The following is a 14,129-nucleotide window of genomic DNA, read 5'->3' as shown; positions in this document are numbered from 1 at the left end:
TCTTAAAAAGGTGGTCACCGACAATCCAGCCGGTGACCACCTTTTGCAGCCTTACGTGGCGCGTTTTTCTTCTATGAGACGATTAATCTCCTCGCCCAGTTCTGTCACTTTGGTGACTGCGGTGAGAAAAGAAACCCTGCCTTCATCATTGCTGCCCCAAGGGTTGCTGTTTACAACGCTGGTTAATGCTGTTTTGTGTTCCTGAATAACCTCACGCAGCTCGGCAGTATTCCCTGCATGTCCTAAATCCGAGAGGTACTCATCAAACTTCCACGCGTTGCTTTCCTCGCGCTGCTTGGTTTCTTGATAGACCATCGGCAAAAGCACCTCAGCTTTTTGTGCTTTCTTGGCCTCATCTGGAGTGGGGAATGCAAATTCATAGTCCTGCGTCCATGGAACCGCAGGTGAGGTCATATCGACATCTTGCTTACGAATCACCGAGACACTTGCATCTGTGTTATCCCACGAGACCACGCCCAAGGTCTGTCCCACATAGCCTTTTCCGGGAACCCAGTTGGGTCCACCAGAATCACCTGTTATTGTGCCGAGTTCACCGGCCGCGACTAGATATGAATCTGTGTTGAGCACTTCTGAACAAGAGGTTTTCTTTGAAGCAGCTCCGTAATAACAGATCGTGTCGCCTTTTTGAGGCTCGTATACGCGGTTTCCGGAAAACACATTCTTCCCGGCAAGAGACTTATCAGTAAGCTGCACATACGCTAGGTCATTGGCCCGGAAATTATGCTTCCCCCGAGGCCATTGTCCTTCTGTTAGCTCTTTATAGTATCTCTGCTTAATCGTCCCGATTTCTCGCTTATGTTTGTCATATACACTTTGGCACCGTCTGCTCCGCAATGCCCTGATAGCCATACGCGACCGTTATCGGCATCGACATAGCCGGCGGTGCAATAGGAATGCCCATACTTTGAGTCTTCCGGGTGAATCTGGTCGCCCTGGTTCACCTTTGTCTCTGACGGGATATTCGTCGTGTCAAAGTATCCGTCGGAGGGCAACGCCTGGCTAGCAGGAACCCCCGCAGCGATCATCACACCTATCGCCGCAGCTGTACACATCTTCCTTAGAATCATTGAGGGACCTCCGTACATAATAAATAAATGGGTAAATGGCAATACTTTCCCAAGTTTACTTATAAATGCATGAGATACTTACAGAATCGTTAAGATGTTTATCACTTTTCAAAAATGGTCCTGTTAGCAATACGCCCTAAACCCTCAATCTTCACCGTCACCACATCCCCATCGCCTATATACCGCCGAGGATCACGAGCATGCCCCACCCCACCAGGGGTTCCAGTCACAATCACATCTCCCGGATCCAACGGATAAAGATGCGTGATGTATTGGATAAGATCGGCCGTTTTAAACACAAAGTCGCTGGTAGCAGCATTTTGCATCCTGTCTTCATTCAGATACGTGCTCAACTCCCCGCCAAGATCAAAGGATTCACTCGTGGTTAGCCAGGTACCCAACCCTGTCGTCTTTTCTAAGGATTTTCCCTGGTGCCACTGAAGCGTTGCGTATTGATAATCACGGGCACTGTAGTCATTCATCACTGCATACCCGGCGATATAGTTCTCCGCCTCTGAGGCTCTCACTCTGCGGGCACGCTGCGAGATCACCACAGCCAGCTCGCCTTCCCAGTCGAGGGCACCATTAGCCCACGGAGGAACTAGGATGTCGTCGAAAGGCACGGTCAGTGCGTCAGAAAATTTAATAAATAAGGTAGGGACTTCCGGCAGCGTGCACCCCATTTCTTTGATGTGATTGGCATAGTTCAGACCCACGCAGATGATCTTTTTGGGAGAGGGAAACAACCGCATGCAGATCCTGCGGGGAAAACCTCACAGTCGTTCCGTCAGCCGATTCCGCCAGCTCCCGCCAGTTGGGGTTGTTGAGCAACTCGCCGACGTCGGCAAAGCCCGGGATAGTTACGGCGAGATTCGTGTCCTCGATGCGCGCAGCGGTCGTCGTTCCGTGGGTTCTTATAGTTGCAAGACGCATAATGTTCGCTCCTTTAGGACTCGTTTATTCCACGCTAATACGCGCAGCCGCCCCAGTCGATGACATCGGGTACGGTACATTTCCCAGTAGGAAGTATTTGGAAGGAAAAACCGTGCGCACCTATCTGGTCACTCAAGGCATCGAGAAAATAATGGACGCCATCGCAGATGGCACGTTCCGCCCTGGCGACGCCCTTCCGCCGGAGACAAACCTTGCCGCCTACCTGGAAGTTTCCCGCCCCACGATGCGCGAGGTAGTGCGTACCCTCGCAGATCGCGGAGTCGTGGAGGTGGTCCATGGCCGCGGCACCTTTGTAACCCCCATCAACCAGTGGAATTATGTGCGCTCCCGCATGGACGTGATTTCGCGCAGCCTAGACCCCAAAACCATCGGAATTTATCTCACGGAAGTCCGGCGCATGATCGAAGTCGGCTCATCGGGGCTGGCCGCAGCCCGCGCCACCGAGGCGGATATTGAAAAGATGACGCAGGCACTTGCCGCTTACGACGCCGCCACCGAGCGTGGCGACGTAGCAGCCACCACTGACGCAGACGTTGCATTTCATACCGCGCTGCTTGAGGCCACGGGAAACCCCTTCGTCTCAGCACTCATGATTCCGTTGGCGGGCGCTTTAGCGGAATCGCGGCGCAAGACCAATGCCGTGGATGAGGTTCGCAAGCGTGCGAGTAGACATCACCATGCAATTTTAGATGCCGTTATCGCAAGAGATGAGCAAGCCGCCAAAGACGCCATGCGCGCACATATGACTCAAACTTTCGACGATATTTCTACGTTCTTACCAGACTCGATGCACTAACGCAGGCCTGGTGCCCAGTCGGGCATAAACCAAATTTTTCCTACATTTCCTTGTAAAAGCTTGTCACCACGTGAGCCAGACCCTAGTCTGAGACACACAAGACCTCAGAGGTCTAGGAACCAAGTATCTCCAAGGAGTTGGGATGACCCTCTACCAGCTTTCGGAACTCACCGAAGGGTTCCCCGCACCACTTAACATCCATGCCAGCGCAGTCAAACAAGCAACACCAGCGCATACCGTCCTCATCGTTCTCGATGACGACCCCACCGGCACCCAGTCAGTGGCGCACCTTCCCGTGCTCACCCGCTGGGAACAAGAAGACTTTGCATGGGCGCTAGCCCAGGACACCCCGGCCATCTACGTCATGACCAATTCCCGGTCACTCGACCCGCATCATGCAGAGGCCATCAATGTCTCCGTCGCAGAGGCAGCATATGCAGCTGCTGAAGCTGCAGGCAAACGTCCCATCTTTGTCTCTCGTAGCGACTCCACGCTCCGGGGTCATTTCCCTTTGGAACCAGACACGCTTGCCGAGGTCGTCGAAAAGCATGAAGGGCCGGTAGACGGCTACATTATCGTTCCAGCATTCGGCGATGCAGGACGCATTACCGTCGATTCTGTCCACTATGCCGGAAACGCTGCCACAGGATTTCAGCCCGTAGGAGAAACCGAGTTCGCCCGCGATGCCACCTTCGGTTATTCCTCCTCCCAGCTACCCGAATGGGTTGAGGAGAAAACCACAGGCGCCGTCCTCGCAACTGATGTTCTTCGAATTACATTGCGCACAATTAGATCTGATACCAACGCCATCGCTGAGCAACTTCTCCAGGCTGCTCATCGTCAACCCATCGTCGCTGACATCGTCGATGAACACGATCTCCGCGCGCTGTCTTTAGGAATCCTGCAGGCAGAACGTATGGGGAAGCGATTCATCTACCGCGTGGGACCACCCTTTGTGCGCGCTCGCATCGGGCAAGAAACCCCCGAAGTGCTCAACGCAGAAACAATCGCAGCCTCGCGCCATGTTCCCGCCACTGTGCCAGGTGGGCTCATCGTGGTCGGATCACACGTGCCCACCACCACGCGACAACTCAACCACTTACTGCAGACCTCCTCCCCCACGGTCATCGAGTTAGACGTCCGCTCAGTGCTGGCAGACGATTCTGAGCACTACCTTGACCGCCTCCATACCCAGCTACTCCAGGCAATAAAGAAGGACAATGTTGTCTTCCACACCTCACGCGAGCTGGTGACCGGAGCAACTGGCGAGGAATCGCTTTCCATTGCGCGCAAAGTGTCCCGAGCACTTGTCTCCGCAGTCAATCGCATAGTCCATGAGGTGACACCACGGTTTGTGGTTGCTAAAGGCGGTATCACGTCCTCAGATGTCGCCTCGCAAGGACTAGAGATGACAAAAGCAATGGTCATTGGCCTGATACAACCGGGAATCATCTCGCTGTGGTCCACGGCAGAAGGCCCTGCGGCAGGCGTGCCCTACATCGTCTTTGCAGGAAATGTGGGCACAGACGCCTCGTTGGCCGATGTAGTTTCTACCCTCTCCCAAGACTAACCCCTCACAAACACTAAAAAGGAACCCCATGTCTCTCATCATTACCGTTGTCGGCCTGGGCGCTATGGGACTCCCCATGGCCACCAACCTCGCCCAGAATTTCACCGTCCGGGGCGTCGATGTTGCACAACCTCGCCTTGAACTAGGTAAAGCCGCCGGATTAGATACCTTCCAGTCGGCGCATCAAGCAGCCGCAGGGGCTGACGTCGTTTTGCTTGCTGTTCGCAATGAGGAGCAGCTTATCGACGCTCTCTTCGGCCACGGTAACATCGCCGCAGCGCTCAAGCCCGGCGCGGTCGTGCTTCTGACCTCCACCGTGGGCATCACGGCCGTTGAAAAAGCTGCCGATCGGCTTGAGTCGCTAGGAATCGACGTTGTCGACGCCCCCATTTCCGGCGGACCTGTACGCGCAGGAAACGGGGAGCTGCTTGTCACAGTGGGAGCCAAGCCCGAGGTGGTTGCCCGCATCAAGCCGGTGCTCGAAGCTATGTCCTCCCACCTGGTGATTGTTGGCGATCGTCCAGGCAAGGGCCAAGCGCTCAAAACCGTCAATCAGCTTTTATGCGGAGTCCACATCGCAGCTGCAGGCGAGGCGCTAGCGCTAGCCGACCGGCTAGGACTCGATCCCAAGGCAGCTCTCGATGCCCTCATGGGCGGTGCCGCAGCCTCCTTTATGCTTGGCGACCGCGGCCCCCGCATGCTGGAAGCCTATTCGGAGGAGGGGCCCGAAGTTCGCAGCCGCCTCGACATCTTTGTCAAAGACATGGGCATTGTCACCGCCGCAGCAAAATCTGCAGGCATTGGTGTGCCGCTAGCAGCAGCAGCCGAACAGCAATACCTAGCTGGCTTGGCACGCGGGAAAGGCGCGCACGACGATTCCACGATTATCCAGGTTGTCGCCCCTACCCAGGCGCATGAGACGGGGAGTAAACAATAATGACTGGTCTTTCTTTACTGGCGCTCGGCGTAGTTGCCGTAGCCGTTCTGCTTGCCCTGGTGATATGGGCTAAGGTTCCTGCTTTTGTGGCATTGATTGGCGTATCCATAGCCACCGCTATTGTTTCTGGCATCCCGCTTGCAGATTCCGTCAGTACCATGACCAACGGCGTTGGCAAAACCCTAGGTTCCGTGGCCGTTGTGGTCGGTTTGGGCGCGATGCTAGGACGGATTATCGAGGTATCAGGAGGCGCCGAGGCAGTCGCGCGCTACTTCACCGACAAACTTGGCAGACATCGTATTACTGCCGCCGTGACCATCGCAGCCTTTATCCTCGGTATTCCGGTTTTCTTTGACGTGGGATTTATCATCTTGGCACCCATCGTGTTCGGCTTTGCTGCCGTAGCCAAGATCAACCCATTAAAAATCGGGCTTCCTGTGGCAGGCGCGATACTCACCGTGCACGTCACATTGCCACCACACCCAGGGCCTGTTGCAGTGGCAGGAATCTTCGGCTCCGATCCCGGGCTCATGCTCACCTTGGTCCTGCCCATCGCTGCTGTGACCTGCGTGATCGGCTATTATGCCGCCAAGGTACTCAACCTAGAGTCAGTGGAACGCGGCCCCTCCCCCGTGGAGCTTTCCGACGCCTCCCCTAACCACCAAGCCCCTCCCCGTTCGCAGTCCTCGGCCTTATTTTGCTCCCCATCGCGCTCATCATGGTGGGTACCACCGGTGCGATGTATACCGAAAAAGGCACTGCGATTCATTCCTTTGTCAGCTTCATCGGATCCTCTCCTGTAGCACTCCTGATAGCAGTGGTCGTTGCGTGGTTAAGCATTGGCAAACAACAAAGTTGGAATCGCGAGCACTCCGCTGGCGTCTTGGATTCTGCGCTTCCTGCCGTGGCCATCATCATCTTTGTCACCGGTGCCGGTGGCGGCTTTGCCAATGTGCTAGTGGAATCCGGTATCGGCAAAGTGCTATCAGACATGCTTGTCGCAGCTCATATGCCTCTGATACTCATGGCATTCCTTTTGTCCTTAGCCTTAAGAGCATCCCAGGGATCGGCGACCGTCGCTATGCTCACAACAGCGGGACTCCTGGCCCAGCCGCTAGCAGAAGCCGGGCTGAGCAGCATACAAACAACACTCATCATGATCGCCATCGGGTTCGGCGCCATGTGTGTATCCCACATCAACGACTCCGGCTTCTGGATAGTCACCAAATATTTAGGACTGTCTGTGAAGCAGGGCCTGCGCACCTGGACGTTGCTGTCCACGGCCTTTGGCGTTGCCGGATTCATCCTTACCGCGCTGGTGTACGCGGTGGTGTAGTGGTTGTTTAAATCGTCAATCGACCGCTGAGGGCGCGGGACAACGTCAGTTCATCGACAAACTCCAGGTCCCCGCCCAACGGCATACCGGAAGCAAGACGAGAAACCACTAAGTCGGGGAAATCGCGGAGCAGGCGCGCAAGATACGATGCCGTCGCCTCGCCCTCAGTATTGGGGTCGGTGGCAAGAATTACCTCTGTCACCGTTGGGGTGGCGTCGTAAAGCGGTGCCTCAGGCGTAGAATCTGCCAGCTCCCGATCCGGAAGCACGCCTCCGATGCGCTGCAACAACGTAGAAATATTCAGTTCACGGGGGCCAATATTGGCCAGTGGGTCTAATGCCCCGCCCAGCACATGGTAGCGGCCATTATATTCACCTGTCCGCTCAATGACCTGAATGTCTTTGGGCTCCTCCACCACACAGATCATTCCGCGATCCCGGCCAGAATCCGCGCAGATACGGCACACCGACTCTCGCGAGATATTGCAACAAATACGACAAAAGGTTACGCCGTCGCGGACGGCTCCGAGAGCGTCCTGAAGCCTTGCAATGTCAGCGGGCTCCACGTGGAGCAAGTGAAAAGCGATGCGCTGCGCAGATTTAGGGCCTACGCCGGGGAGCCGTGAAAGCTCATCGATAAGGTCCTGAAGCGGTCCTTCGAACAACAGCTGCCTACCTTTTGTCGTTCCGATTGTTTAACCATAAAACTATGGCACATAAAGAAGACCAGCCCGGCCAACGAAACTCGGACGAGCTGGTACTTAAAAAGCCAATTCGCTTAGAACATACCGCCAAGGCCGTCAAAGCCCTGGGACAACGGTCCCATCTTCTGATCGGCAAGCTCGCCAAGCTTCTGGTGAGCCTCAGCAAACGCACCAACAATCAAGTCCTGAAGGGTATCCACGTCCTCCGGATCCACAACCTTAGGATCAATGGTAACGCTGCTCACCATTCCATTGCCCTGAATGTCAATGGAAACAAGCCCGTTGCCTGCTGTACCGGTAACGGTGCTAGCGAGGATCTCGCGCTGCGCCTCCTGCAACTGAGCTTGCATCTGCTGCGCCTGTGCCAAGAGCTGGGACATGTCCGGCTGAGTCATGAAAACTGCCTTTCGCGTTTGTTTGCCGCCTCCCATAACGGAAGGCGATCGGTCAATGGGCCAGTGTACCTACTTCACGTCTGTGAAGCTCATACGGGGAAGCCTAAAGCTGGCGCGCGCCCAACTGCTCTGCGAGTAGATCCATCGCAACGGTTAAAGCATCGCGGTGATCACGCGTTACCGAGCCGCTCGCGGCCTCGCGAACCATCTCCTCTTCCTCGTCATGGTCTGGAACATTAGACGTTTCTACCGCAGTCGTTGGTTCCGAGGAACGGTGCCGTTGATACTTTGATTCCTCCTGCGAGGGCTGAGGTGCGCCCCCGGTGGGTTCTGGAAAACCTTCGTCAGCGGCATACCTATAGGGTTCCTCCGGCGGGGTCCAGTCATCCGAGTCGGGAGCGCCAAAATCATCAGGTTCTGGCGGCAGTGGCACGCCATCGGAAAACTCTGGTCGCTTTGCCCGCTCTTCCGCAGCTTGAGCACTACGCGCCACGGCCTCCTGCCACCGCGACTTGGGTTTCTGAACCGGTGGCTTCTGGGCTGGTGGTTTCTGAACCGGCGACGTTTGGACTGGCGGTGTCGCAGGCACGGGCGTAGGCACAGTGGGAACAACCTCTCGCTGCTCAACCTTGCGTGCAGGCTGCTGCGATGTACCCTGCGGCGGTTGTTCAGATTGCTCCGACTTGGCCGGTGAGTCATTCACCGCGTCAGGCTGGCCGCCGAGTGGCGCAGGCTCTCCCCACCCAGTGGTTTGAGCCACCTGCGTCGGGGGTTCTGTTCGTGGTGCGCGCTGGGTGTCTCCACCAATCGGTGCGGGTTCTCCCCACGTAGAAGAAGCAGGCTCAGCCGGCGCAGGGGGTTTCTCAGCAACACGTGGCTGAGGGGCCTGCTGCGCTACGTCTGGCTGTTTCTCCTGCTCAGCAGCGATGGGTTCCGCAGCAACGGGCGTGGCAGCAGGCGCGGGCGCAGGCTCGGAAGTCTCTGGTTCAGAGACTTCTGGTTCCGGGCTCCAAGCCTTCTCTGCTTGAGGCTCGCTAAAACCCGCCGCGGCAGGATCCGTTCCCACGATGCAGTCGACAATGACGTCCCGCCCTAGCTCAGCGCGAATAACCTCCACGATAACGTCATTGTTTTTAGCAAGATTCAACCCCTGCGCAAGCGGCCCGGTGTTATGCCCCAACACCAGCGTCCCCTCGCGCATTCCCAGAACGCAGGACTCAGCGAGCAAGATACCGGCGACAGCGCTCTTCTTATGCACCATCTTCCGCAACGTTGACCATCGCGCGCGCACGTCCGCGACAAAGGCATCGTCATTACTTATCGACGCCCCCTCCGCAGCCGTTTCCACGTCATCCGAGGGAGCTACCGTAGGTGTTGGTAGCTCAGGCACCGGCGTAGCTTTTGCCGCGCTAGGTGTCTCAGGCTTCTCCGCCGCGTGTTCTTTCCGTGGCTCTGGTTCCGGAACCGAGGCCTGCTTCTCCGCTTGCGCTACTGGCTTAGGCTGAGGCATCTCCTGCTGCACAGCCTCGCGCTGAGCTGCTTCTTCCTGCGCAGCTTTGCGTTGAGCTGCTTCTTCCTGCGCAGCTTTGCGTTGAGCAGCCTCACGAGCCATGCGGACAGACTTGCGCTCATACTTAGCCGGAATGGCAGCAGAAGCCTCTGAAGACTGTCCACCCGTCGGAAGACCAGCGGGCTGTGCATTACCGGGAGGGGGCGTAAGAGCCACAGTGGCCGGGGTGCTAGGCAGCAGCATCTTTGCGCAAAGAATTTCCAGCAGCAGGCGCGGAGACGTCGCCCCTTTCAAACCGCGAAGCCCGTCATTGACCAATGCGGCCAGGTGGGCGACTTCGCCCTGATGAAAGTCTGCGGCTTGGGCGCGCATCACGTCCGCGCGGTCGGTGGGGGCGTCGACAAGCCCTAGTTCAAAAGCGTCCGGCACGGCCTGCAGGACCATGAGGTCGCGCAGGCGGTCAAGGAGATCTGTGGCAAAGCGTCGTGGATCAAGTCCCGCCTCGACGGCAGAGTCAATGGTGGTAAACAGCGCGGCTTTGTCTTGTGAGCTCAGTGCCGTGATGGCGGCGTCGATAAGCGCATCATCGGTGGCACCCAGCAGCAACCGCGCAGTCTCATAGCTCAGCCCCTGGGGGCCGGTTCCCGCGAGCAGCTGATCCAAAACAGACAGGGTATCGCGAGGGGAACCGCCACCGGCGCGGATCACCATGGGATACACAGAATCCTCAACTAGCGCGCCTTCGCTAGCAACCGTGGTTTCCAGCAGACCCCGCATCGACTGCGGGGTGAGCAGCCGGAACGGATAATGATGCGTCCGCGAACGGATCGTGCCAATAACCTTCTCAGGCTCCGTGGTGGCAAAGATAAAAATCAGGTGCTCCGGTGGCTCCTCCACGATTTTGAGCAGAGCGTTAGCACCCTGAGTGGTCACCATATGAGCCTCGTCGATGATAAAGATCCGGTACCGCGACTCCGCCGGCGCATACATGGCCCGGTCGCGTAGCTCCCTCATATCATCGACGCTGTTGTTACTCGCGGCATCAAGCTCAGTGACATCAAGGTTTCCCGGGCCATTAGGTGCCAAAGAAATGCACGAGTTGCACTTGCCACACGGAGTTGAGGTAGGACCTTCAACGCAATTCAACGAACGCGCCATGATGCGCGCCGAGGAGGTCTTGCCGCAACCGCGCGGGCCAGAGAACAAGTAGGCGTGATTGATACGTCCACTGTCCAAAGCCACAGACAACGGCTGAGTTACCTGCTCCTGCCCCACCACCTCAGCGAATGAAGCGGGGCGATACTTGCGATATAAAGCCACTGTCCTAGCCTACCTACCGTGTCCAGTCCGACAGATCCACGCCCTCATTGCCTAGCGCTTTCTGCAACTCATGGATCCCGTAGGTTGTAGCGTAATCGAATTCATTCTGCGTGAGCATAATAAGCTGCAGCAACGCCGTTAGCTGCGATGGCTCCGAATACTGCGGTACCTGCCCTCCCCACACATACGGGGCCACGAATAAACCATGTTTAACCGTGCACCTATCTAGAGCGTCCGTCATGCTACCCAAAGCTGGCACAAGCTGGTCCGGTTGCGCGGGGATAGAGCCGCCAACGTTATCCAAAAAGACAGCTAATCGACGCAGCACCTGAACCCCCACCTCTGTTGGGAACTGCCCGACAGTAAAGATCTCGCTACGCACATCTACCTGGTCGCTGCCATCCCCCAGGGTAAGACCAGTATCCACCCCGTTGAAGTCGAGCGTGGTGGCCAAAACCTGCTGGTCTCCCAGGTCTACAGTTCCTATATGAAAAGCCTCGCCATAAGAGGTTTCAGGCAGATGGATCGTCATTTCACCCGGGATAATCCCGTCAATCCACACAGCCGTCTCTTCCAAGATCACTGCCTAGCCCACATCCCCTCGGGTTTTGTCATCCACAACACGGGGGTAGGAATCTCACCTACCCCTATGTGAGGATACATCCCTAGGCGCGCTCTGCTAAGACCTTCTCCACGGCTGCGAGCAAAACGCAGGTAGCAAAGCCATCCATAGCCACTTCCAGCTCAGCGACTGGAGGAAGCGACGGTGCCAACCGAATATTCCGGTTCTGCGGATCGCGGTGCAATGGGAAGGAAGACCCAGCACCCGTCAAAGCAATACCGGCCTGTTTAGCCAGTTCCACCACTCGAGAGGCAGTCCCTTCAACCACATCAATAGAAATGAAGTAGCCGCCTACTGGCTTAGTCCACTCGGCAACCTGGTATTCCGCCAAGCGTGAATCGAGGATCTCTAAGACTCGCGCAAATTTCGGAGCAAGCGAACCCGCATGCTTGCGCATGTGAACACGCACGCCCTCGGCGTCTCCAAAGAATTGCACGTGGGCCAGCTGATTAATCTTGTTCGGGCCAATACCCCGCACATCCGCATGCGCGCCATACCAGTCCAGATTCTCCTTGGAAGAGGCAAAGAAAGCTACGCCAGAACCCGCATGAGTGATCTTTGAAGTAGAGCTCATAAACCAGAAGCGATTCGGGTTGCCAGCGCGTTCAGCGAACTCCAGCACGTTATGTACCACCGGGAATTCATCAGTCAACGTGTGCACTGCGTAAGCGTTGTCCCAGACAATGCGGAAATCAGGTGCTGCCGTCTCCAGCTCTGCCAATGCACGGCAGGTCTCCTCGCTAAATGTGATTCCCGTGGGGTTAGCAAAAACAGGTACTGTCCACATGCCCTTAACCTGCGGATCTTTAACCAGTTCACGCACCACATCAAGATCTGGTCCTTGGTCAGTCATAGGCACACTGATCATTTCACAACCAAAATGCTCAGTGATGGTGAAGTGACGGTCATAGCCGGGCACAGGACACAGCCACTTAACGGTCTCTTCATCCTTCCACGGGCGCTCCGAATCGTTGGTGCCAAAGGCATAGGCATAAGAAATCAGGTCGAACATGATGTTCAGGCTGGAACCGTCACCTGCAATGAGATTCTCAGCAGGAAGGCCCAGAACCTCAGCCCAGAGATCCCGGATATCTGCGATTCCCTTTGCGCCACCATAGTTACGGCAATCAGTGCCGTCTTGAGCGCGGAAGTTCTCACCCGGAAGCGACAACAACGCATTGGAGAAGTCCAGTTGTTCCGAAGAAGGCTTTCCACGAGTGAGGTCCAGCTTCAGATTCTCCGCCTTCAGGGCCTCGTACTTAGCGCTAATATCCTCATGGAACTGTGCAAGGCGTTCAGCATCGAAATCAAGCAAAGACATGGATTTCCCTTTCCTCGGTGGGAGCTAGGTGCACAACATTTGGGGTGTGGGAACCGGTCACCAATTGGCTATCCCGCACTGCTTAAAAGATATAGACATCCCCATGCATTTGGGCATCCTTTTGTGAGGCGAACTTTCACCTCCCGCGCTCCCCCTACTTTCTGTATATGCCCGGGGACATGTTTGGGACGCGTTGATGCATCATACACGCGCTGCCTCTGCAGTGCACGAGCTTTCACCCAAAAGATGTGGTTTGAGTGATAAAGGCTGAAGATACAAAAAGGGGACTCCGCACACCCGCCAGAGCCCGCTGACCCTTGCTGCATTCCTGCCCTGGGGGAGTTCACGGGATAAACGCCATGCGAAGTCTTGTCACATAGCATAGCCCATACATAGACCACCGCGCAAAGAAACCCCTACTCGGCAAGATTGGCAAGCACACATATGGCTTTATCATGCGATTTGTTAGTTCTTCACTCGACTGTGTATCATTTCCGGAGTAACACGGATTAACCGTGCATACACTGGAGGATTCGACTAGCGGCCTATGTCACACGCCTGGAACGCGTGCGGGTTTCACGACCCTCGTGGGTTCAAATCCCACATCCTCCGCCATAAAACCCCAGTTCATTGAACTGGGGTTTTGCTTTTGAATAGGCATGGAAATCGGGGGCCATTTCTGAGATTCAGGGCAGGCACGAAACCTTCAACATAAAACGCATCGTTATAGGTGATATATGCAACGCTCGTTGCTTTTCGCAGTCAGCCACACCACTGCCACCTCAAGCAGCTAGTCCGTTTTATACTCAGTCAATGACCACATTCGATGTCACAGGAAAATTAGCGCTGGTCACAGGCTCGACGCGCGGTCTCGGCCACACACTCGCTGCGGGCCTCATCAGCGCGGGCGCACATGTGATTGTGCATGGCTCCGACAAGCAGCGCGCAGCCGCGGTGGCCGAGGAATTAGGAGCTTATGGCGCAATCGGTTGCCCGCTGACAGACGCTCAAGCTACCAATGCCGCAATCTCAGAAATGCTGCAAGAGTACGGCACCCCGGATATTTTGGTGAATAACGCCGGAATTCAGCGTCGTAACCCTATTGAGCAGTTCGAGGACTCTGACTGGGATGACATCATCGGCGTGAATCTTTCAGGGGTGTTCCACGTGACCAAGCCAATTGCTGCAGCGATGAAGTCTGCTGGTCACGGCAAAATCATCATGATCGGTTCTGTCCAATCCCGTCTGGGACGCGCTACCATCGCACCTTATTGTGCCACCAAGGGCGGCGTAGCAATGTTCGCTCAAGGACTAGCTGCAGAGCTTTCTCCCCACAATATTCAGGTGAATACGCTCTCTCCTGGGTACTTTGATACTGACATGAACGCAGCGTTAGTCGCCGATACAGAGTTCACGGACTGGGTCTGTAAGCGCACCCCTGCAGGGCGTTGGGGCAATCCCCAAGAGCTGGTCGGCCCCTTGTTGTTCCTGGCTAGCGACGCTTCCTCCTTTGTCACTGGGCAGAATCTTGCCGTCGACGGCGGAATGACGGCGGTGGTCTAATGATGGCACAAGAA

At 56.1% G+C, this 14,129-nt stretch carries 11 protein-coding genes, 1 tRNA gene, 1 other RNA gene and 2 pseudogenes; 6 read left to right on the top strand and 9 right to left on the bottom strand.

Going from position 1 to position 14,129, the window contains the following annotated elements; translation table 11 throughout:
* Positions 1–51 precede the first annotated feature (51 nt).
* The 3 genes and pseudogenes from CBE74_RS13500 to CBE74_RS13490 form a co-directional block, all read right to left on the bottom strand.
* Positions 52–714: a hypothetical protein gene (locus CBE74_RS13500; RefSeq protein ID WP_225870245.1), complete on the bottom strand. Its 663-nt coding sequence runs from the start codon at positions 712–714 to the stop codon at positions 52–54.
* 56 nt (positions 715–770) lie between these two features.
* Positions 771–1,088, bottom strand: coding sequence for a hypothetical protein (locus CBE74_RS13495; protein WP_225870246.1), 318 nt, complete (start codon positions 1,086–1,088; stop codon positions 771–773).
* Between the two features lie 101 nt (positions 1,089–1,189).
* A pseudogene (locus tag CBE74_RS13490) lies at positions 1,190–2,021 on the bottom strand (fumarylacetoacetate hydrolase family protein).
* A 112-nt stretch (positions 2,022–2,133) separates the two neighbouring features.
* Between CBE74_RS13490 and CBE74_RS13485 the strand changes: the two are divergent.
* The 4 genes and pseudogenes from CBE74_RS13485 to CBE74_RS13470 all read left to right on the top strand — a co-directional run bounded on the left by CBE74_RS13485 (position 2,134) and on the right by CBE74_RS13470 (position 6,681).
* Entirely contained in the window at positions 2,134–2,838 is a 705-nt protein-coding gene (locus tag CBE74_RS13485; RefSeq protein ID WP_087454816.1) for a FadR/GntR family transcriptional regulator, read from the top strand.
* A gap of 142 nt (positions 2,839–2,980) precedes the next feature.
* On the top strand, positions 2,981–4,408 hold the full coding sequence (locus CBE74_RS13480) for a four-carbon acid sugar kinase family protein (protein WP_087453234.1): 1,428 nt from the start codon (positions 2,981–2,983) through the stop codon (positions 4,406–4,408).
* A gap of 28 nt (positions 4,409–4,436) precedes the next feature.
* On the top strand, positions 4,437–5,345 hold the full coding sequence (locus CBE74_RS13475) for an NAD(P)-dependent oxidoreductase (RefSeq protein ID WP_087453233.1): 909 nt from the start codon (positions 4,437–4,439) through the stop codon (positions 5,343–5,345).
* Positions 5,345–6,681, top strand: a pseudogene (locus tag CBE74_RS13470) (GntP family transporter). The gene CBE74_RS13475 and the pseudogene CBE74_RS13470 overlap by 1 nt, the downstream one beginning before the upstream one ends.
* A gap of 7 nt (positions 6,682–6,688) precedes the next feature.
* On the opposite strand, the gene CBE74_RS13465 reads toward CBE74_RS13470, so the two are convergent.
* The 6 genes from CBE74_RS13465 to ffs form a co-directional block, all read right to left on the bottom strand.
* The gene (locus tag CBE74_RS13465; RefSeq protein WP_013910599.1) at positions 6,689–7,345 is read right to left on the bottom strand and encodes a recombination mediator RecR; all 657 of its coding nucleotides are present in this window, start codon (positions 7,343–7,345) and stop codon (positions 6,689–6,691) included.
* A 113-nt stretch (positions 7,346–7,458) separates the two neighbouring features.
* Positions 7,459–7,779, bottom strand: a complete 321-nt coding sequence (locus CBE74_RS13460; protein ID WP_087454815.1) for a YbaB/EbfC family nucleoid-associated protein — start codon at positions 7,777–7,779, stop codon at positions 7,459–7,461.
* Positions 7,780–7,882: 103 nt separating this feature from the next.
* Entirely contained in the window at positions 7,883–10,609 is a 2,727-nt protein-coding gene (locus CBE74_RS13455) for a DNA polymerase III subunit gamma and tau (protein ID WP_087453232.1), read from the bottom strand.
* 13 nt (positions 10,610–10,622) lie between these two features.
* The gene (locus tag CBE74_RS13450) at positions 10,623–11,192 is read right to left on the bottom strand and encodes a suppressor of fused domain protein (RefSeq protein ID WP_087453231.1); all 570 of its coding nucleotides are present in this window, start codon (positions 11,190–11,192) and stop codon (positions 10,623–10,625) included.
* A gap of 82 nt (positions 11,193–11,274) precedes the next feature.
* Positions 11,275–12,552 (bottom strand): aspartate aminotransferase type Ic, encoded by a 1,278-nt coding sequence (locus CBE74_RS13445; RefSeq protein ID WP_087453230.1) that lies wholly within the window; start codon positions 12,550–12,552, stop codon positions 11,275–11,277.
* Positions 12,553–12,829: 277 nt separating this feature from the next.
* Positions 12,830–12,926, bottom strand: an RNA gene (ffs, locus tag CBE74_RS13440) — signal recognition particle sRNA small type.
* A 152-nt stretch (positions 12,927–13,078) separates the two neighbouring features.
* On the opposite strand from ffs, the gene CBE74_RS13435 reads away from it, so the two are divergent.
* A tRNA-Ser gene (locus CBE74_RS13435) sits at positions 13,079–13,167 on the top strand.
* A gap of 198 nt (positions 13,168–13,365) precedes the next feature.
* Complete coding sequence (locus tag CBE74_RS13430) at positions 13,366–14,115, top strand: SDR family oxidoreductase (RefSeq protein ID WP_087453229.1); 750 nt, start codon at positions 13,366–13,368, stop codon at positions 14,113–14,115.
* Positions 14,116–14,129: the final 14 nt, after the last annotated feature.

Origin of the sequence: Corynebacterium silvaticum (genome assembly GCF_002162115.2) — a bacterium.
GTDB lineage: Bacteria > Actinomycetota > Actinomycetes > Mycobacteriales > Mycobacteriaceae > Corynebacterium > Corynebacterium silvaticum.
The sequence above is the reverse complement of the archived record's forward strand: the minus strand, read 5'-3'. Positions and strand labels throughout refer to the sequence as shown.